The organism is Pseudomonas sp. NFACC05-1 (genome assembly GCF_900100135.1).
Taxonomy (GTDB): Bacteria; Pseudomonadota; Gammaproteobacteria; order Pseudomonadales; family Pseudomonadaceae; genus Aquipseudomonas; species Aquipseudomonas fluorescens_Q.
In genome coordinates this window covers 123,707-144,640 of sequence record NZ_FMTR01000008.1, presented here as the reverse complement: position 1 = coordinate 144,640, position 20,934 = coordinate 123,707, and the positions used below count along the sequence as shown (strand labels likewise).

At 62.7% G+C, this 20,934-nt stretch carries 14 protein-coding genes; 8 read left to right on the top strand and 6 right to left on the bottom strand.

Annotated elements, in window-relative coordinates; all coding sequences use genetic code 11:
- Positions 1-9: 9 nt before the first annotated feature.
- Together BLO97_RS14830 and BLO97_RS14825 are read left to right on the top strand one after the other, a co-directional pair.
- Complete coding sequence (locus BLO97_RS14830) at positions 10-954, top strand: LysR family transcriptional regulator (RefSeq protein WP_063321195.1); 945 nt, start codon at positions 10-12, stop codon at positions 952-954.
- Between the two features lie 128 nt (positions 955-1,082).
- Positions 1,083-6,179, top strand: a complete 5,097-nt coding sequence (locus BLO97_RS14825; protein ID WP_092346477.1) for a dermonecrotic toxin domain-containing protein — start codon at positions 1,083-1,085, stop codon at positions 6,177-6,179.
- 3 nt (positions 6,180-6,182) lie between these two features.
- Here BLO97_RS14825 and BLO97_RS14820 read toward each other — a convergent pair whose 3' ends face one another.
- Both BLO97_RS14820 and BLO97_RS14815 read right to left on the bottom strand, forming a co-directional pair.
- On the bottom strand, positions 6,183-7,145 hold the full coding sequence (locus tag BLO97_RS14820) for a class I SAM-dependent methyltransferase (RefSeq protein WP_092346475.1): 963 nt from the start codon (positions 7,143-7,145) through the stop codon (positions 6,183-6,185).
- 182 nt (positions 7,146-7,327) lie between these two features.
- Complete coding sequence (locus BLO97_RS14815) at positions 7,328-8,011, bottom strand: murein L,D-transpeptidase catalytic domain family protein (RefSeq protein ID WP_072346052.1); 684 nt, start codon at positions 8,009-8,011, stop codon at positions 7,328-7,330.
- A 162-nt stretch (positions 8,012-8,173) separates the two neighbouring features.
- On the opposite strand from BLO97_RS14815, the gene BLO97_RS14810 reads away from it, so the two are divergent.
- Positions 8,174-9,736, top strand: a complete 1,563-nt coding sequence (locus BLO97_RS14810) for a L,D-transpeptidase family protein (protein ID WP_092346473.1) — start codon at positions 8,174-8,176, stop codon at positions 9,734-9,736.
- A gap of 2 nt (positions 9,737-9,738) precedes the next feature.
- Here BLO97_RS14810 and BLO97_RS14805 read toward each other — a convergent pair whose 3' ends face one another.
- Positions 9,739-10,368, bottom strand: coding sequence for an NAD(P)H-dependent oxidoreductase (locus BLO97_RS14805; RefSeq protein ID WP_092143225.1), 630 nt, complete (start codon positions 10,366-10,368; stop codon positions 9,739-9,741).
- Between the two features lie 82 nt (positions 10,369-10,450).
- Here BLO97_RS14805 and BLO97_RS14800 point away from each other — a divergent pair, with 82 nt between their 5' ends.
- The gene (locus tag BLO97_RS14800; RefSeq protein WP_092143228.1) at positions 10,451-11,074 is read left to right on the top strand and encodes a TetR/AcrR family transcriptional regulator; all 624 of its coding nucleotides are present in this window, start codon (positions 10,451-10,453) and stop codon (positions 11,072-11,074) included.
- Positions 11,075-11,155: 81 nt separating this feature from the next.
- On the opposite strand, the gene BLO97_RS14795 is transcribed toward BLO97_RS14800, so the two are convergent.
- Entirely contained in the window at positions 11,156-11,569 is a 414-nt protein-coding gene (locus BLO97_RS14795; protein WP_072345929.1) for a CBS domain-containing protein, read from the bottom strand.
- 558 nt (positions 11,570-12,127) lie between these two features.
- On the opposite strand from BLO97_RS14795, the gene nirB reads away from it, so the two are divergent.
- From nirB to BLO97_RS14780, 3 genes are all read left to right on the top strand, one after another.
- Entirely contained in the window at positions 12,128-14,689 is a 2,562-nt protein-coding gene (gene nirB, locus BLO97_RS14790) for a nitrite reductase large subunit NirB (protein ID WP_092224216.1), read from the top strand.
- Positions 14,689-15,075, top strand: a complete 387-nt coding sequence (gene nirD, locus BLO97_RS14785) for a nitrite reductase small subunit NirD (RefSeq protein WP_092143234.1) — start codon at positions 14,689-14,691, stop codon at positions 15,073-15,075. Before nirB ends, nirD begins: the two co-directional genes overlap by 1 nt.
- 150 nt (positions 15,076-15,225) lie before the next feature.
- Positions 15,226-15,666, top strand: coding sequence for a CBS domain-containing protein (locus BLO97_RS14780; protein WP_092224218.1), 441 nt, complete (start codon positions 15,226-15,228; stop codon positions 15,664-15,666).
- Between the two features lie 175 nt (positions 15,667-15,841).
- On the opposite strand, the gene BLO97_RS14775 is transcribed toward BLO97_RS14780, so the two are convergent.
- Positions 15,842-16,879, bottom strand: a complete 1,038-nt coding sequence (locus tag BLO97_RS14775) for an AraC family transcriptional regulator (RefSeq protein ID WP_063321206.1) — start codon at positions 16,877-16,879, stop codon at positions 15,842-15,844.
- Positions 16,876-17,790, bottom strand: a complete 915-nt coding sequence (locus tag BLO97_RS14770; RefSeq protein ID WP_092346471.1) for a GGDEF domain-containing protein — start codon at positions 17,788-17,790, stop codon at positions 16,876-16,878. Before BLO97_RS14770 ends, BLO97_RS14775 begins: the two co-directional genes overlap by 4 nt.
- 471 nt (positions 17,791-18,261) lie before the next feature.
- On the opposite strand from BLO97_RS14770, the gene BLO97_RS14765 reads away from it, so the two are divergent.
- Positions 18,262-20,784, top strand: coding sequence for a TonB-dependent receptor (locus BLO97_RS14765; protein WP_092346469.1), 2,523 nt, complete (start codon positions 18,262-18,264; stop codon positions 20,782-20,784).
- Positions 20,785-20,934 lie beyond the last annotated feature (150 nt).

Sequence of the window (20,934 nt, the reverse complement as noted above, 5' to 3'; positions counted from 1 at the left end):
GGCCTATCAATGACTCATCCTGTATTGTCGCGCAGTCTGTTCAACCGCCTGCGCTACAAACACTTGCACATGCTGGTGGCCTTGAGCGCCAGCCAGAACCTGCACCGGGCATCCCAGAGCCTGAACATGTCGCAACCGGCGGCGACCCGGATGCTGCACGAGATCGAGGACATGTTCGGTTGCGACCTGTTCGAGCGCCTGCCCCGGGGTATGCGCCCGACCGCCCTGGGCCAGGAACTGATCCGCTTCGCCGAGTTAGCCCTCAGCGGCCTGGATCGCTGCGCCGAAGATCTGCTGGCGCGCCAACAGGGCGGTTATGGTTACCTGTCCATCGGCACCATCATGGGAGCGGCGCCGGACTTGGTCATGGATTCCATCGCGCGGATCAAGGCGCTCAATCCGCAGCTGCGAATCCGCATCATGGGCGATACCAGCGACCAGGTGATCCAGTTGCTGGAGCAAGGTCGCATCGACCTGGCCATCGCCCGACGCAACGCTGCCACCGACAGCGAGCACTACGACTTCGAACAACTGGGCAATGAACGACTGCTGGTGGTAGTCCACGCCGGCCATCCCCTGGCACGGCGCAAAAAACTGGCCCTGGCCGAACTGGTCAGCGACTGGCCATGGATCCTGCAACCGGAAACCAGCCCGGCGCGCATCGGCCTCGATCAGGCGCTGCAACGCCTGGCGTTGCCAATGCCAGCGGACATCATCGAGTGCAGCTCGGTGTATTCCATGCAGCAGCTGATCCAGCTGACCGACGCGATCATGGTGCTCTCGGAAACGGCGTTGCGCGATTACCTGAAAATGGGCCTGGTGGTGGCGCTGCCAGTGGCACTGGACGTACAACTGGCGCCGTTTGGCATGTTGCGGCGCAAGGGTGAGCCGGTGAACCGGGAGCTGGGACTGTTCATTGACCTGCTACGCACCCAGGCCGCGGCGCGAAGGTAGCACCGATTCGCTTGCTGCGCTGACGCCCGCAACCCCTTGCAACGGTTGCGCGGTTTCAAAAAAAAATCAGTTTGGAGAGCATCGGCCACCTCAACGCATTCAATCGCCCCCAAGGAAGGAGGTCCAACATGTCCACACTCGAGACCCATGTCGAGTTCATCCACGCCAGGCTGCCCATCTGGTTGAAACGCGCCTCGCGAGCCCACCAGAAACGGTTCAAGGTCCTGACCCAGCAATTGCAACGCGACAGCGACACCCTCAATGCGCTGATGGTCGACTTGCCGGCCCCCGATACCTTTACGCGCGACCTGCTGCTGGCTCAGCCGCCCGTGCAGGCCTGGGGACCGGTGAAGGGCAAGGGCGGCGTCGTGGAGGCGGTACGTCGGGCGCGGATCAAGCGCGATGCCTTCGGCACCTCGTTGTCGGTGGTCGAAGCGGCCATGCGCAATTACCCTCCCGCCGATGCCGCCGTCGGCAGCGAGTTCGACAAGAAAGGCGAGCTGTTCATCAAGGGCCAGCCCGGGGAGTTCCATCGCTGGGGCGCTCCGTCAGCGACCCTGCCGCTGCCCATGACCCCGGCCAGTTTCGCCCTTCTGTGTCGAAGCATGGACGCGGGTGGCGCTTACCAGCGTTTGCTCGCACAGCGGCTGCCGCATATCGGCGCTGAGGTTCCCGCCGTTGCCAAGGCTTACATGGCCTATGCACGCAGTCAGCTGGCCTACGACGCCTACGAGGCGAAGCTGGATGGGCGCCTGGATGAGACCGGTGAGCGTTTGCTGGCCTATGTCGGTGTGCAGCTCGAAGATCGGCCCGTGGAGCCTCTGGCTTGCGAGATCAAGGCACTGGAAGTGCTGTCTGTGCCGTTGTTCGGTGCTCGGGTCTACTGGGGGGTGGCAGGGAACGCCCAGGGCGTACGCCCGGTGGTCTTGCACTTGCCCCATGACGTGGTGGCGCCCGTCAAGCAATTCCCCAGCCTGCAGGCCATGGCAGCACAGCTGGCCGAACGATTGCGCAAGCGCAGTTATCGCCAGAGCCTGATGCGTTACCTCCCGTTGCGCCTGCAAGCCCAACTGGGCGATGCCCTGCATGATCAGGTGGAATGGGAGATAAAGGACAACCTCAATCTGTTCCAGGAAATCCATGCGCGTGTGACCGGCTGGCGAGAAGGGGAGCTGGGCGAGGGTGGCAACCCCAGGCGTATCCGGGTGCCGACGCCCCACGTGCCCTGGAGTCTTGGCGATGTGCGCAAAAATCAATGGGACGATCGCTATCACGAATGGCGCACCCATATCCTGGCCAATGCCTCGACGCTGATGGTCCCCACCAAGGACCAGGACTGGCAGGCGCTGCTGGCACGCTTCGAGTATTGGGAAAGCCTCGCGGAGCGTTCGCTGATGCTCGCCGTCAGTTTCATCCCGTTTTGCGCACCGATTGGCATGGCCGCAGCGGCGGTGGGCGGGGTACGCCTGGTGTATGAGTTCTTCGAAGGTATCCAGGCATTCAACGAAGGCCACGCCCAGGAAGGCATCGACCATATCTTCAACGTCTTGTTTGGGATCGCTCAAGGTGCCTATCTGGGTTTTATCGGCGGGGCCGTTGAACCCATGCCGCTGAGTGACGGTACGACACGCCTGTGGAATGGCGATGTCACGCCGTTCCAGGCCCGGCAGCGCCCCCCCTTGGTGGCCGAACAGGACGCCTGGGGTGTTTGGCGCACGGCCGACCAGGCGTGGGTGCAGGTCGAGGGCCAGTATTTCGAGGTGCAAGGGACTGCCGACGCCTTGGGCTTGCGCCTGCCCGCCGGCCATCGAGGCGTGACGCCTCTGCTGGAATGGAGCCGTGCTCGCGGCTGGCGCTGGGCGCACCGCAACCCATTGCAGCGCAGCAACCTGGAACTGCTGCGCGACTTTGCCGAAACGCCAGGCGAGCTGGACGACAAGACGATCCTTGCCTTGCAGCGACAGGCCGGCATCAGTGAGGCGCACCTGCGTTACCTGCAAGTGGAAGGACAGCCGCTGCCGGCGCTATTCGCCGACGCCCTGAGTGAAGCGCGCAACTGGCAAAAGGTGCAGCAGACCATTGGCCGTCTGCGGCGTGATGAAGCGCCCGGGCATGTGCCTGTGCAAATCGCCCACACCCTTGTGGATTTGCCGGGTTGGCCAAGCGAGCTGAGGCTGCGTTATCACGACGGCGGGCAGGCTCACGTCACCGGTGACACAGCCGCTACGCGCGTGCTCGACGTACACGACGCAGACCTGGAGCAAGACGCCTGGGCGGATCGCATCCTGGCCGGATTGAGCCTGAATGAACAGCGCACGCTGCTGGGGCAAAGCCCCCTCGGACTGCGCCCGGTGGAGCGCAGCCGGTTGTTGGCCGGGCGCTGGTCCGACTACCTGGAACGCCATGGGACGCAAGTGAGCGCTGCCCTGGCCCGGCCCGCAGTGCTCGATCCGCAGGCCGTTCCCGTGGCGCGTGCTTTCCCGGGCCTGCCGGAGTCCTTGGCCAACGAACTGGCCAGCCAGGCTCGAGGCCAGGACCGGCTGCGCCTGCTTGAAGGCCGGGTGACCGGGCGCCTGGGCAAGCAATGTGTAGAAGCCCTGAGCGAGCTGCGCCTGACCCGTGCCTTGCGCGCCCTGGAGCGCGGCGAAAGCAGCGCCGACCGGGACGCCATGGTCATGGGGTTGCTTGGCGACACTGCGCGATTACACGGTCGGCTGCACCTGCGTCTGTCCTCGCCCGAGCAGCAAGGCCCGCTCACGGTGGGAGAGGCTGGACCTTTGAAAGTCATTCGCCAGGAGGACGGCCAATACCTTCCCTTTGACGAAGCGGATAACGAACTGGCTGGGCCTTCGAGCCTGGAAGAAGCGTTGCTCAGGGCGATGCCGGACGAAGCACGCAATGCCTTGGGCCTGAATATCTGGGACGCAGCCAAGCTGCGTGAGGCCCTTCTTGAACAAGCCCTGGATGATCGACAGAGTCTGCGTCCGTACCTGCGACTCAAGCGCTTCGACAACATGAATGAGGGGCCGCAGTGGCTGAACGGATACTTTGGTTATCCCATGAGCGGCCGTGGCCGACTGCCGTTGCGGCGCTGGCTTGGCACCCTGCAAGGGCGCCTTGAACGGCTGTATCCCCACTACGCCGGGGCTGCCTTCGAGGGGCTGCAACGCGGCTTGACCGAGCAGGCCGAGCGAGAAGGCATCAGTCTCGATGACCTGGTTGGCCGGTTGACGACTGAATGGGCAACCCTGGATGAAGGGCTGCGCCAATGGGAGGTTGAGGAGGGCCTTCATCACCCTAACGAGGGCCGTTACAACCGTGATGAACTGATTTCGGTGCGCAGGGAGGTGACGAGGGAAATTCGCCGGGCCTGGCGACGTGAACCCGATCCGGACCGGGAAGATAGCGAGCTGATATTGCGTCTATCGGGGTGGGACATCGGCCGGCTTCCGCCCCTCAGCGCGCGTTTCGACCATATCGAAGAGCTGATGTTGGCGCACATGGGCTTGAGTGAAGACCCCTCGGATTTCCTGCGGCTGTTTCCCAATATCGAGACGCTGCGCCTGCACGGCAATAATCTCACTACCGTGCCAGCGGCGGCCGGCGAGTTTCGCAACCTGCTGGAGCTGTCATTGGGCAGGAATCCACTCAACCTGGACGCGGAGGTATTCGCCCCCTTGCTGGGCGCCGACCGTGCTCCTCGTCTGGAGGAGCTGAACCTGTCCGAGGTGAGCGGCGGGACCGTACCCGGTGCCGACCGAGCCGTGGCCATCGGTCGCTTGGCGGAGCTGCCCTCGCTACGGGAACTGGTATGGTCCGACAACTTGCATTTCACCCCCGAGGAGTTGCAGGCCATCACCGCTTTACCGGGATTGCGCACCCTGGACCTGGCTCGCTGTGGCCTGCGCCTGGATGAAGAGGGCAGTGCATTCCTGCGTAGCGCCACGACCGTCAGGGATTTACGGCTGAGCGGTAACAACTGTCGCGATTTACCGGACCTCCCCGAACTGGTGTCCTTGGAGGCGCTGGAGCTGGCCAACGCCGGGCTTGAACGCGTTCCCGCGCTGGCATTGCGGTTGCTCTCGAAAACATCATCCGAGCCAATCTTCATCGACCTCAAGGGCAATCGCATCACCGACATTCAGGGTGACTTGATCCCGGCGCTGGGCAACCTGCCAACGGGGAATACCCTGGGGCTTTGGCTCGAAGATAATCCACTGCCCAGCGCCCAGATCCGAATCCTGCGGGCCGTGGACCCCCAGGCTTTTCGCTACACCGTCGACGACTGGCTTGATCCCTTCAACGAACTCCAGCGGGCGTTGGAAGTGGCCCGCGACGATGCCGGCGGGCGGCGTTTCATCGATTGGTACTCCGGCCTCATCCGTGACGCCGATGCCGATGTGTCAGGCGGGTTGGCCGCCGGCGATCGACAAAGGGCGACCAGCATCCTGCAGTACTACACCGGTTTCCCGGACATCTATGCCGACCTCTCGGCACGGGTTGCGGATTTCGACCAGCAATTGGCTCAACTGCGCACACGCTTGCAGGCCCGCGTGCTGGACAGGCAACCGCCGGACGTCCCCGAACTGGAGGCGCATTTCCTGATGTTCCAGGCGGTTCAACGTGCCCGCCTCGAGCCGCAAAGGGTGCCTTTCGCGAGCTTCCTGGGCCGCCACCATGACTATTGGGGCAGAGTATTGAGCGGGCGTTATCCCGACGTCTCGCAGTTGCGGGCGGCCATGACACGGGAAGGCTTCATCAACTGGCTCAGCGACGCCCAGGACTCCTTTAACGGCAACGATCAAATACCCCGCGTCGGCGAACTGACCTGGCGTCCCTACCTGGGGTTGATGTCCCGCGAGTGGTCCGACGGCTTGGCGATCTGGGACACCGTGGAAGACGATCTGGTGGATGCCTTCAGCGAGCCGGTGGACCCTTCCCATTGGCCCCAGGTATTGCTGGATAACCTGGCACACCCGGATGCCGACCTGCCCAGTGCCCTGGAATCCGTCACCGGGCCAGAAGGGATCGTCTGGCACCGTGTGAGGCTCGAGGCGGTGGCGGATGTGGATTGGGCCGCCGGCCAGCCGGTGACGCTCAGCGAAGACCAGTTGCGGCGCACCATGGCCATCTATCGCTCGGTCAAGAGCCGGGAGGTTGAAGGGATGGTCAAGCGGATCACCACAGGCCTGGTCAGCCCTTGGTGGTCGTTGCGCACGCAATAGAGGTTACTGGCCGGCACCCTCGCCAGAGGCCGTCATCCTGAACACCAGCGCCTTCAGGCCACACGCCATGTCGGCATCTGGAAACTCCGGCGGATTCGCCAGCCGCTGTTCGAACATCAAGCCCGGTGCTTCGCGGGTGACGCCGTCGATGAGGAAGTCCGGGCCGGTGGCCGGATCGTTGCTGCAGGCCAGGACCGTGCCGTCGGTGGTCAGCAGTTCCGGCAGGCGGCGCAGGACGCGCTGGTAATCCTTGGTCAGCAGGAAACTGCCTTTCTGGAAGGTGGGCGGGTCGATGATCACCAGGTCATACGGCCCGCTGTTGATCACCTTGCCCCAGGACTTGAATAAATCGTGGCCGAGGAAACTCACCTGGCCCAGGTCATGGCTGTTCAGGCGATGGTTGTCGCGACCTCGGCTCAGGGCCGCACGTGACATGTCCAGGTTGACCACGTGCCGCGCACCGCCGGCGATGGCTGCCACCGAGAAACCGCAGGTGTAGGCGAACAGATTCAACACTCGCTTGCCGTTGGCATTGGCCCGCACCCAGTCGCGGCCATAACGCATGTCGAGGAACAGGCCGTTGTTCTGCTTCTTGCCCAGATCGATCCGGTAACGCAGGCCGCCTTCGGTCAGGGTCCATTCGTCAATGGGCTCGCCCACCAGCCATTGGGTGAGGCTTTGCGGCAGGTAGCGGTGCTGTACGGCCAGCGTATGGGCCTTGCTGTGTTGCCAGGCCGACGACGTAGCGAGCGCCAGCAGTGTCGCGATCAAATCCTCCAGGTGCGTGGGTTCCGGTTCCTTGAACAGCGAGACCAGGACCACCCCTTGTAACCAGTCGACAGTGATTTGCTCCAGGCCCGGCCAGCAGCGCCCGCGGCCATGGAACAGGCGCCGGGTTTCTTCTGGCGCCGACTCCAGGGCAGTCAGCAAATGGGCGTGAAGGGTTTGAAGGGCTACGCAATTCATTCAGGCAACGCCAGGGATTCGAAAGGCCGGCATATTAACCTGTGGCGAGGGGATTTATCCCCGTTGGGATGCGAAGCAGCCCTGAAATCTGCCAGCTCGGTGTGCCAGGAAGATGGAGTCTGCTGCATTGGGGCTGCTTCGCAGCCCAACGGGGATAAATCCCCTCGCCACAAAGGTGCCATCTAACCGCCGCTGGTAGCCAGAATGCTCGCCACCTGTTGCGGCTGGCAGTTGAGGTACGCCGAACGCTTGAGCCAACTGGGGTCCGGATACCAGGAAAACATGAATTGACCGCCCTTGAGCTTGTCGATCACCTGGCGTGCCACCTGGGGGCGTACGGCAGGGCAACCCTGGCTGCGCCCGATGCGGCCCTGGCGCACGCTCCATAAGGGGTTCACGTAGTCGGCGGCATGGATCACGATGGCCCGATCGCGGGCCTGGTCATTGAAACCCGGCTCCAGGCCGTCCATGCGCAACGAATAGCCGTGGGTGCCCTGGTAGCTTTCCTGGGTGCGAAACAGGCCCAGGCTGGATTGGTAGCTGCCCAGGCGATTGGAGAATTGCGTCGCGAAGTTTTCCCCGGATTTTTGCCCGTGGGCCACCAGGTCACGCAATACCAGCTTCTTTTGACGCAGGTCGAAGATCCACAGGCGACGGGCCGTGGAGGGTTGCGAGTAGTCGATGACCGCCAGGTGGCGGGCCTGGCTGGCACCATTGGCGACCGCGCATTGCATGGCGCTCAGGGCACTTTTGAGCGCCAGGGGATTGAGTTCCGGCGCTGCGTGGGCGAGGCTGTTGTAGAGCGTTTGCGAATTCGTCTTCTTTTCGGCCAGTGCCGGGCTGCAAATGACGCCCAGGCCCAGCATGACCAGGCAGAGTCGGCGCAAAAAGCCCTGTACAGGCGAAGCGTTTCCAGCGTGGTGTTCGTTCGCGGCATCCCGTCCGATTTCGTTTGTTTGCATGATGGCGGGTCGTACCTGTCGCAAAATTCACCGTCAACGAGACGGCCATGGAGTGGAGTAAAGCAGTTGTTCAAAAAGTCCGCATGTTACCTGAGCCTTTTATTGCTCACTGCGCCATTGGTCGCGACAGCCGAAGACAGCGATCCGGCGCTCGTGCAGACCACACTGGCGCAATTGGCGGTCGCGTGCCCGGACGTCGCGGTGGGCGTCGACTTTCCGACGCAGCTCGATTTGCAAGCGTTCTATCAGCAAAACGCAGGCCAGGAAGTCTGGTCGGACGACGAACGACGGGGGGCGTTGCAGGTCCAGTTGCAACAACTGGCCGACGACGGTCTCGATCCCGGGCGCTATGGCTTGCCGGTCGAGGGGGCGACCCAAGGCCCTCATTGTGCCGACATCGCCATCAGCCGGCGCTACCTGCAAGCCTTGCATGACCTGCGTTTCGGCTACCTGCCTCAAGACCGGCTGGAACCGGTGTGGAAGGCCAATCCACCGCCACAGGACCATCCGGCCGTGGTGTTGGCCATCGCCGGGCTGGGCCTGCGGAACCTGGCCGACGCTTTTGAACAGGCACGGCCGAACCTGGACCTCTACCGCAACCTGCGTGGCCTCTATGCCCGGCTGCGACAACAGCCTTTAGCCGAATGGCAAGCGGTGCCGGGCGGGCCGTTGCTGCAACCGGACAAACAGGACGCCCGCGTACCCGCCCTGGCCCAACGACTGTTCAACGAGGGTTACCTGAGTACGCCGCCGCAGTTGAGCGACGAGCACTACAGCCCCATGCTGGTGGAGGCGATGAAGAGCTTCCAGGCCCAGCATTCGTTGCAGGCCGATGGGGTGGTGGGGCCGTGGACCGTCACCGAGCTGAACATCAGCCCGGCCATGCGTCGCGAGCAGCTGCGCATCAACCTGGAGCGCATGCGCTGGCTGGCCCAGGACGTGGAGGCCGACAGTGTCCTAGTCAACGTGGCAGCGGCGCAGTTGACGGTCTACCAGGGCGGCGCTCCGGTGTGGCAAACCCGCACCCAGGTGGGCCGTGCGCAACGGCAGACGCCGTTGCTCAAATCCCACGTCACCCGACTGACACTCAACCCGACCTGGACCATTCCGCCGACCATCATGCGCGAAGACAAACTGCCCGAGATCCGCCGCAATCCGGAGTTTCTCAGCCGCCACAACCTGCGGATTCTCGATGGTGATGGCCTGCCATTGCTGGCGGAGGATATCGACTGGGAGCACCCGGGCAACCTCATGTTGCGCCAGGATCCAGGCCCGAAGAACCCGTTGGGCAAAATGGCGATTCGTTTTCCCAACCCGTTTTCGGTGTACCTGCATGACACACCGAGCCAGGCACTGTTCAGCAAAGGCCCGCGAGCCTTCAGTTCAGGCTGCGTGCGGATCGAGCAAGTGATGCGCCTGCGCGACTTGCTGGTAAGCCCGGCCGAACGCGCCCGCACTGAGACGTTGCTGGCCAGTGAGTCGACCCACGAGTTCAGGCTGGCCCGGCCCGTGCCGATCCTGCTGGGCTACTGGACAGCACAAGCGGACAGCCAGGGCCAGGCGGTGTACGTTCCGGATATCTACGGGCGTGACGCGACACTGTCGGCCGCCCGTGGTCGCGCGCTCTGAGTTCAGGCGCATGCGGTCGCGGGGGCATGGGTGGTTTCGTCGAGCGTTGCGAACAAGCGCTGGCCGATAATGCCGGCGGTCTGCAGATGTTGTTGTGGATCGGCGGTTTCCGAGTCGAGCAAGCGCTGGGAACTCACCACGCGGGCGCCGCAGTAACCGAAAATGCCATGGTCGATCTGCGTGGTCATGGCCTCACCGTAGCCGTGGCGCTGGAAGCTGTCGGCATCGGCGCCGCCGACCCCCACCAGATGGACCTGCAAGTGCTGCAATTTCTGGATGAAGGGCTTGTCGAGGCTGAAATCGAATGCCCAGCCGTTGGAAAACACCCGGTCGATCCAGCCCTTGAGCAGCGCCGGCATGGACCACCAGTAAATCGGATAGACCAGCACCAGCGTATCGGCACGGTCGATTCTGGCTTGCTCGGCCAGCACATCCGCCGGCGGCAAGGCTTCGCGGTGGTGCACGGCATGGTCGGCAAAGCTGAAACGCGGATCGAAGCCTTCGGCGGCCAGGTCGGCGATCTCGAACGTATCGGCGGGGTTGGCGCGGGTGATGCCTTCGGCGATTTTTCCGGCCAGGCTGTGGGTGAGGGAGCGCGGATCGTGGTGAGCCACAACGATGAGTGCATGCATGGCGAAACTCCTTCTGGTCACGAGGTCTTGATGACAGGTATGCTTAAGTTACGCTTAGTAAGTTACGGTTGGTAAAGTTAGCATGTCAAGCACTGACGAACATTCGCAGGCGTCACCTCGTCGTCGTTTATCCCGGCATGACCGGCAGCGCCAATTGCTGGATGTCGCCTGGCGACTGGTGCGGGAGGAGGGCAGCGACGCCCTGACGCTGGCGCGGCTGGCGGACCAGGCGGGGGTGACCAAGCCCATCGTCTACGACCACTTCATCACCCGGTCCGGGTTGCTGGCGGCGCTGTACCAGGATTTCGACGCCCGCCAGACCGCGTTGATGGACGCAGCCCTGGACGCCAGCGACGCGACCCTGCAAAGTCGGGCGGCGGTGATTGCTTCTTCCTACGTCGAGTGCGTGCTGTTGCAGGGCCGAGAGATTCCCGGGGTGATCGCGGCGTTGAACAGTTCGCCGGAGCTGGAACGTATCAAGCGCGAATACGAGGGTATTTTTCTCGACAAGTGCCGTGCGGTGCTGGAGCCGTTCGCCGGCACGAAGGGCATCACCCAGGCCGGTTTGCGGGCGATGCTGGGAGCGGCGGAAGCATTGTCCAATGCCGCCGCCACTGGGGAAGTCAGCGCTGACGAGGCGAAGGAAGAGTTATTGGCCAGTATCGTGGCGATGGTGACCAGGACCGCCGATAACCCTTCAAGCTGACCCACCGCTATCGCGAGCAGGCTCGCTCCCAGCGCAAAGTGCATGCCGGATAAACGCCTCGTGCTTGCTTCGGGGGGTGTTTTAATGGGGCCGGGCCACACCACGCAGCAGATTGGCGCTGAGCTTGTCGGCATTGCAACTGGCGACGTTGGCCAGCGAGACCATGCCCACCAGGCGCTTGTCGCGATTGACCACCGGCAGGCGGCGTTTTTCGATCTGGGCCATGTTCTTGGCCACATGGTCGATCTCTTCGTCTTCGAAGCAGTAGCGCACCTCATCGCTCATGATCCGACTGACCGGGGTGTTCATGTCCATGCCATCTGCCATGGCTCGAACCACCAGGTCACGGTCGGTGATCATACCGGCCATACGGTCGTCCTGATTGATGATCAGCGCGCCGATGTCGGCTTGGCGCATGATTTGCGCGACTTCGCGCAAGGAAGTCTCGGGGGAGACCGTGCGTACTTCCCGACTCATGACTTCATTGATTTTCATCGCTGAATCTCCTTTTTCTCGGGTTGGACAGCAAGCCTCGATCCGGGCCGGGCAAGTCACCTGCGCGACACCGGACGGGGGCCTCACTTATTGTGAAAATCCGGGTGGGTGATGGTTCAGGATTTTTCCCGACAGGTTTGAATGGCTGCACTTTTATGAAGCCGCAGGCGGGTGATCGCACCATCGCAAGGCAGTGGGCGGTGCTTGGGAAACGGCGGAAGAGGCCGCTCAGCTTGCGGTGGCTGGGCCGACGGTTTCGCGGCCAGGCCCGCTCCCACAGGGGATCGTCGGCGAATGCGAGGTTGCCAATAGCGTTGCGGATTAGGTTTGGCACGCTCGCTGCAAGAGGCTATCCAGGCCCACCGTGTACACAGTCGAGTGGGCAGCCCCGTCGGTCAACGAAGATCGAGCGCCAGCAGGCCGGGGGACATCGGTAGGTCAGGGCGCAGTCGCCGGGCCGATACCGCACAGAACAGGCAAAGACGCCTGGAACCGCAAGGTTTCAGGCGTCTTTTTTTTGCTTTCAAAATCGTGATGGGCTTTTGTCGGGTGCTTTTTATGAATTCCAACGTTGCTTCTCTGAACAAGCTGCAAACGCTGATCGTGATCGGCAATGGCATGGTCGGCCATCACTGCGTCGAGCAATTGATCGAGCGCGGTGCCCTCAATCATTACCGTGTGCATGTGTTCAGCGAAGAGCCGATGCGTGCCTACGACCGTGTGCACCTGTCCGAGTACTTCTCGGGCCGCGATGCCGAGTCCCTGGCCCTTGGCGAAGCGTCGTTGTACCAGACCCCTGGCGTCACGTTGCACCTGGGTGTGCCGGTGCTGGAAATCGACCGTGACGCCCATCAGGTCGTTACCGCCCATGATCGCCTTCACTACGACAAACTGGTGCTCGCCACCGGTTCCTACCCGTTCGTGCCACCGATTGAAGGTGCTGAAGGCGATTCGTGCCTGGTCTATCGCACCCTCGAAGACTTGGACGCGATCCGCGCTGCCGCCAGCAATGCCCGTCGTGGCGTGGTGGTCGGTGGCGGCCTGCTCGGCCTGGAAGCGGCCAACGCGCTCAAGACCCTGGGCCTGGAGGCCCACGTGGTGGAATTCGCCCCCCGACTGATGCCGGTGCAATTGGACCCCCAGGGCGGCTTGGCCCTCAAGGCCCGTATCGAGAAGCTGGGCGTCGGCGTGCACCTGTCCAAGGGCACCCAGTCCATCAGCGCCGGTGAGCAGTACCGTTATCGAATGAATTTCGGCGACGACGATTTCCTGGAAACCGACCTCATCGTGTTTTCCGCCGGCATCCGTGCCCAGGATGCCTTGGCTCGCCAAAGCGATCTGCAGATCGGTCCGCGCGGTGGCGTGGTGATCGACGACCATTGCCAGAGCAGCGACCCAGACATCTACGCCATCGGCGAATGCGCGGCCTGGAACGGCAGCATTTTCGGCCTGGTCGCCCCGGGCTACCAGATGGCCCGCAATGTCGCGGCCCGGCTGTGCGGCGAAAGCGCTGACGCCTTCACCGGGGCCGACATGTCCACCAAGCTCAAGTTGCTGGGTGTGGACGTCGGCTCCATCGGCGACGCCCATGGCAACACCCCGGGGTCGCGCAGCTTCCAATTCATCGACGAAACCAGCGCCAGCTACCGGCGACTGGTGGTGGACGCCGCCGGCAAGCGCGTGATCGGCGCGGTGCTGGTGGGCGACAACAGCTACTACGACACCTTGCTGCAATACATGCAGAACGGTATCGCCTTGCCCAAGGACGCTGCCAGCCTGATCCTGCCATCGTCCGAAGGCGCCCCGACCCTGGGGCCGGCGGCGCTGCCGGAAACCGCCACGATTTGCTCGTGCCATAACGTCACCAAGGGCTCGATCTGCTCGGCCATCGACGGTGGCTGCACTGATCTGGGCCAGCTCAAATGCGACACCAAGGCCGGTACCGGGTGTGGTGGTTGCGCGGCCCTGGTCAAGCAAGTGTTCGAGCATGAGTTGACTGCCCGCGGCGTCAGCGTCGACAAGAGCCTGTGCGAACATTTCGCCTACACCCGCCAGGAGTTGTACGCCCTGGTGCGGGTGGAAGGCATCATCAGCTTCGAAGAACTGCTGGCCAAGCACGGTCGTGGTCACACCGGCTGCGACCTGTGCAAACCGGCGGTGGGCTCTATCCTGGCGTCGTGCTGGAACCAGCCGATCATGGACCCGTCCCTGGTGCCGTTGCAGGACACCAACGACACCTTCATGGCGAACATGCAGAAAAACGGCACCTACTCGGTCGTGCCGCGTATCGCCGGTGGGGAAATCACCGCCGACAAGCTGATCGCCATCGGCGTGGTCGCCAAGAAATATGACCTCTACACCAAGATCACTGGCGGCCAGCGCATCGACCTGTTCGGCGCCCAGTTGCACCAGTTGCCGGACATCTGGGCCGAGCTGATCGAAGCCGGTTTCGAGACCGGGCATGCCTATGGCAAATCCACGCGCACGGTAAAATCCTGCGTGGGCAGCACCTGGTGCCGCTACGGCGTGCAGGACAGCGTGCAGATGGCCTTGACCATTGAGGATCGCTACAAAGGCCTGCGCTCGCCGCACAAGCTCAAGTTCGCGGTGTCCGGCTGCACCCGAGAGTGCGCCGAAGCCCAGAGCAAGGACGTCGGCGTGATCGCCACCGAAAAGGGTTGGAACCTCTACGTGGCCGGCAACGGCGGCATGCGCCCGCGGCACGCCGAGTTGTTCGCCACCGACCTGGATGACGAGACGCTGATCCGCTACATCGACCGCTTCCTGATGTTCTACATCCGCACCGCCGACAAGCTGCAACGGACCTCGGTCTGGCGCGAAAGCCTGGAAGGCGGCCTGGACTACCTCAAGGACGTGATCATCAACGATAGCCTGGGCTTGGGCGCCGAGCTCGAAGCCCAGATGCAGCTGGTGGTCGATCGCTACGAATGTGAATGGGCCAACGCCCTCAAGGATCCGGAAAAGCTCAAGCGTTTCCGCACCTTCGTCAACGACGGGCGCGGCGATCCGGATGTTCACTTTGTCAGGGAACGCGGCCAGCGCCGGCCGGTTCACGCCCACGAACTCCACCTGATTCCCGTTACCGAGGAGGTGCTCTGATGAGCCAGTCAAACGTCGTTCGTATTCCTGTCCGCGATGTCGCTCAAGAACCGCTGCAATGGCGTGCCCTGTGCAGCCGTGACGATCTGGTCCCCAACTCAGGGGTGGTCGCCTGGCACGACGGCAGCCAAGTGGCGCTGCTGTACCTGCCCGAGCATGAGGAAAAGCCGCTGTACGCCATCGACAACCGTGATCCCAAGTCCGGCGCGAATGTCATCGGTCGTGGCTTGCTGGGCAGCATCAAGGGCGACCTGGTGATTGCCTCGCCGATGTACAAGCAGCATTTCCGCCTGGAAGACGGCCATTGCCTGGAATACCCGGAACAGCGCCTGCGGGTCTGGCCGGTGCGCCTCAATGGCGACGTGGTCGAGATCGGCGAAGACTGACCCGCTTCTGTGGCGAGGGAGCTTGCTCCCGCTCGGGTGCGCAGCGCCCGCAAGATCCTGGGGCCGCTGCGCAGCCCAGCGGGAGCAAGCTCCCTCGCCACAAGGGGTTCTCAAGCGAAAGTATCAGGCAAGCTGCTAGGGGAATAAGCAATGAAAACCGCCGCTCAACTGGTGAGACTCAAAAGCGTGCAGCACCAGCAGGTCCACAGCATCGCTCCGGAACAGACGGTGCTCGAAGCACTGCAAATCATGGCCGAGAAAAACGTCGGCGCGCTGCCGGTGATCGAAGACGGGCAAGTGGTGGGCGTGTTCAGCGAGCGCGATTACGCGCGCAAGATGGTGCTGCAAGGGCGCTCCTCGGTGGGCACCCAGGTGCGCACCATCATGAGCGCGCCCGTGATCACTGCCGACAGCCAGCAAAGCATCGATCGCTGCATGGAAGTCATGACCGACAGCCACCTGCGGCACTTGCCGGTGCTGGATAACGGGCAGTTGATCGGCCTGCTGTCCATCGGCGACCTGGTGAAAGAGGCGATTGTCGAACAGGCGGATTTGATCCGGCAGTTGGAGCACTACATCCGCGGGCACTGAGCCCGCAAGCTCGCATTTGTGGCGAGGGGATTTATCCCCGCTGGGCTGCGAAGCAGTCCCAAAAAAAGCACAGTCGACTCAATGCTTGGGTGATAAAAAGGGGGGCTGCTGCGCAGCCCAACGGGGATAAATCCCCTCGCCACAAGGTTGTGTCCGACTTCAGTACCTATAAGCCTCACCCCAGCATCAACAACTGCCGAATCAGGTTCGGCGTGCTACCGGTCCAGCGCTTGAACGAACGACGGAAGTTCGCCGTGTCGTTGAAGCGCAAGTACTGCGCCACTTCTTCATTGCTGAACCCTTTGACCTGATAGAGATACAAAGCCACATGGGTGTGCACCCGATCCACCTGTTGCTGGAATCCGGTGTGGTGCTTGTGCAGCTTGCGCTTGAGGGTTGCCGGGCTCATGGCGAAGGCCTGGGCGGTCTGTTCCAGGCTGAGCGTCTGCTGCACATGAGCGTGCAGGTAGTCGTAGATACAATCCAGAAAGCTTGAAGCGAAGCCCAGTTGATCAAGCTGTTCCCGGGCTTCGATCCGCGCCACCTGGCCGGCGGTGGCTGAAACGTTGGGCCAGGGCTGGGCGAGGCAGTGGCGGGGCAGGCGCATCAGGTCCAGGGGGCGGTCGAACTGGGTGTGCTCACCCAGGTGCACCCAATATTGCTCGACGTAACGTGGTTCGCTGTGGCGAAAGCTGCATTGCCAGGGCAGGCGTTCGCCGCTGAGCCAGGTGCTCATCGCCACCATCGAGGTCATACTCGCCTCCAGTACGAAGCGCCATTGTTCATCGGCGCCGCAGCTGTCAAGCCAATGGAGGTAGGCATAGTGCTCGTCCAATAGCAGCCTCGGGGCGGCCAGCGGGCTGAGCAGCGCCTGCTGGTCGATCAGGGTTTGCAGGGCTTGATGCAGATTCTGCGCGTGGCGCAAAGCGTGGCTCGCAGGCCCGTAGTGGCCCGGCAACAGCCGCTGGCCAAACAGGAAACTGCTGTCGCTGGCATCCAGCAGGCGCCGGCTGTTGTCGATCAGACCGAGGAACTGCTGCGGGCTGATACGGCTCTGGCCGGCGAGGATATCGTCGTGAAACAACCCGGTGCCGCGCAGCAGGCGATGGCTGTCGATGTCCCGCGACAGCGCTAGGTCGATCAGCGCGGCAGGCTGATAGTGCCCCGGAATGAAGCGGCTGTCGGTTTCGTACCAGCACGTCTTGAGCGTCATGCGCTTTTCGCCAATGTGGTCCGGGACTGGGCCAGCGCCAGGTTCAGGCGTTTGAGCAAGGCTTCGGGGGACTCGTCGAACGCCATCACCACCGCCGTGCTGGCGACCAGTTGCAACCGTTCGCTGTGTTGCCGGGTCTTGTGGGCCAGGCTGCGCACCGCAATCTCCAGCTCCAGGGCCAAGCGCCGGGCCTGGCTCTCGCCTGTATCGGGCAGCAGCACCACGAAGCGATCACCGGCCAGGCGGCACAGCAGATCCTGGCGCCGCAGGTTCAATACCAGCAACTGGCTGACGGCCTGCAACACCGCGTCGCCTTCGCCGTGGCCGAAGCGCTGGTTGATGGCGGTGAAGTTGTCAAGGTCCAGGGCTAGCAGCGACAAAGGTTGCTGGCGGCGTCGACTGTCTTCCAGGCTGGCGGACAGTTCGTGCTTGAGAAAGTCGGCGCCTCCCAACGGCGTAAGTTTGTCGAACAGACGATGCTCACGGAACAGCCGCTCGCGCTTCTCCATCTGCGCGTTGATCGCCAGTTGCTCCCGGTGCCAATGATAGATGCCGAGGGTCAACAGGATCATGCCCACCGGCATCGGCCCGGATTCGAGCCAGTGGTCCCAGGTGATGCTGTCGGGCAGGCGGATGAATTCATCGAGGCTGTCGATCCACCAGGAAAAGAAGATGCAGCCCAGGCCCAGGATCAGGTAGTTAGTGACCCGTCCGGTCGGGCGGCTTTTCAGCACCAGCCCCAACCAGACCAGCGCCAGCAGCGCTGAGCCACCTTCGCCGAGGATGTCCAGCCAGACCCATTCGGCGACGGGTTTGAGTTCGCCGCTGGCCAAGTGCAGGATCAACCCGACGTTGGCCGCCAGCAGGAGCAGGGCGAGTTTGAGGCAGTGCGGGCGCAGCACGGAGAACATGGCCGGAATCCTTTGGCAGAAGCGGAATGCGGCCCAGCACAGCAGATGAATGTGACAGTGCGGTGACGGCGGGTGATGGGGTGGGGGAGGTCGAATCAGCTCATCCATTATCTGAACTTTTCATTCATGACCTCGCCACCTATCTCATTGTGGCGAGGGGATTTATCCCCGTTGGGTTGCGAAGCGACCCTAAAACCAGGCATCGCGGTATGTCAGGCAATATGAAGGAGGGCGCTTCGCGCCCAGCGGGGATAAATCCCCTCGCCACAAAAGTGATCGGCTGCGGATTGTCTGGGCGGCTCGAAACCAGGTCATTTCAGCTCATTCCGGCTCGCCAGCCCCGCTAAATCAGCCGATTGCTGCCCCTCCAGCCAAACCCTGTCACAGAACCGTCATTCAGCACCCCTAGCGTGCCCTCCCAGTTGCCGGGCCATTGCCTGGCGGATTTCCGGATTCCTGGGGAGGACCACCATGTATCACCGCACAAGCACTGCCGGGCTCGTCGGTTTCACGTTCACCGCATTGGCGATGGCCATTGCCAGTGAGCGGCTGAGCGCCGCCGAGCAGGCGGCCACTGAACACGTTGAAGTGGTCGGCCAGGCGGCCAGCATCGACCAGGCCCTCAAGGAGCAGCGCAACGCCGACAGCATCAAGAGTGTGGTGCATGCCGACGGCGTGGCGCAGTTGCCGGATGAAAACGTCGCCGAAGCGGTGCAACGCCTGCCCGGTGTCAGCGTCGAGCGCGACCAGGGCGAAGGTCGGTTTGTCAGCGTGCGCGGCCTTGGCCCGGACCTCAACAGCGTGACCATCAACGGCACGCTGGTGCCAGCCCCGGAGAGCGAACGCCGGGCCGTTGCCCTGGATGTGCTGCCTTCGGAGCTGGTGCAATCGTTGTCGGTGATCAAGACCCTGACGCCGGACATGGACGCCAACTCCCTGGGCGGCACGGTGGACGTCAAAAGCCTCTCGGCCTTCGACCACAAGGGCCTGTTCTACACCGGCAGCAGCGAAGCCAGCTATGACAAGAACACCAGCCAGACCAGCCCGAAATTCTCCGGTGCCATCAGCGATCGTTTCAGCCTCGGCGATGGCATCGACAACTTCGGCGTGGCCGCGGCGCTGAGCTGGCAGAAGCGTGACTTCGGTTCGGACAACGTCGAAACCGGCGGCGCCTGGGATTTCGAGCAAGGCTCACGCCTCGAAGAGTTCGAACAGCGCGACTACGACATCCGTCGCGAGCGGGCCGGTGGCGGGTTGAACTTCGACTACAAGCCCGACGACTCCAGTAGCTATTACCTGCGCACGCTGTATAGCCGCTACAAGGACAGTGAAACCCGCAACGCCGCCAGCATTGCCTTCGAAGACCCGCAAGCCGCCGGTGAATTGGGGGACGCCGAGGGCGAGCGCAAACTCAAGCAACGTGAAGAAACCCAGGAAATTCAATCCTACGTGCTCGGTGGCGAGCGCCTGTTCGGGCTCTGGACCCTGAGCGGTCAGGGCGGCTATAGCCAATCCAGCGAAGACAGCCCCGGCCACATCGCCGGCGCCACTTTCGAAGGCATCGACGGTTTCAACGGCGGCTTCTACGACAACGACAAGCCGCGGCCGATCATCGGCTCGGGGTTCTACGATCCCGCCAACTTCAGCCTCGACAAGGTGGATTGGGAGGAGCAGAAGACCACCGACACCGAGAAAAACCTGCGCCTGGACCTGGCCCGGGACTATGATCTGCGTGGCTACGCGTCCCAGGTCAAGTTCGGTGGCAAAGTCAGCCGACGTGACAAGGACAACGACCTCAATGCCTGGGTCTACGAGGATTTCGACGACCTGGGTTTTACCGACGAGCAGTTGAACCTTGGGCAGTTCCAGAAAGGCAACGTGGATTATCGCCTTGGCCGCTTCGGCCCGGGTATCAGCGCCGATGCGATCAAGCAGTTGCTCGGCGGTCTGAATCGCGATCAGTTCTTTGACGAGCAGGAGTCGCGAGTCAACGACTTCAAGATGAGCGAAGACATCAACGCCGGATACCTGATGAACACCGTCGATATCGATGACTGGCGCTTCATCGCCGGCATGCGCTACGAAGGCACGGAGTTCGACGCCAAGGGCACCGGCGCCACCGACGGCGTATTCACCGACACCGAGACCCGGCGCAAGTATCACCACTGGTTGCCGGGCCTGCACGCCCGCTATCAACTGGACAAGAACACCCAGGTGCGTGCGGCCTGGACCAAATCCGTGGTGCGTCCGACCTTTGGGCAGTTGGCGCCGGGTTTTGTCATCGACGATGACGAGGCCACGTTCGGCAACCCTGAGCTCAAGCCGCTGGAATCGAGCAACCTGGACCTGGGCATCGAGCACTTCATGGGGCACGCCGGCACGGTCTCGGCCTTCGTGTTCTACAAGGACATCAAGAATTTTGTCTACAACACCGACCTGGCCGGCACGGGCGCCTGGACCGATTTTTCAGAGGCCCACAGCTACGCCAACGGTGACAGCGCCAAGCTGTATGGCCTGGAACTGGCCTACTCGCAAAAGTTCGACTGGCTGCCAGCACCTTGGAATGGCCTGCTGCTCGGCGCCAACACCACCTTCAGCCGTTCGGACGCCGAGATCGAAGGCTTCGACCAAGCCAGTGGTACCCAGCGCAAACGTAGCATCGACTTGCCGAACCAGTCGGACACGGTCGGCAACCTGATGTTGGGTTGGGAAAACGACAAGCTGAGCCTGCGGCTGTCGGCCAACTACAAATCCGCGTACCTGTTCGAGCTGGCGTCCATCAGCGACCGCGACCATGACCTGCATGTCGATGCCCAGACCTTCGTCGACTTCAGCGCGCGTTACTCGCTGACCAAGAACCTGCAAGTCAGCCTGGAAGTCCAGAACCTCACCGACGAGCCGTATTTCGTCTACACCGGCCACCGCTCCTACAACGGCCAGTACGAAGAGTACGGCCCGACCTACAAGCTGGGGCTGACCTTTACCCATTTCTAGGTGCCGATGCTGATCACCTGTGGCGAGGGAGCTTGCTCCCGCTGGGCTGCGCAGCAGACCTGTTGTGTGGGCGCTACGCACCCAAGCGGGAGCAAGCTCCCTCGCCACAGGAATAGTGAACATGCCATTTCTGAAGTTGGCCCAATGACA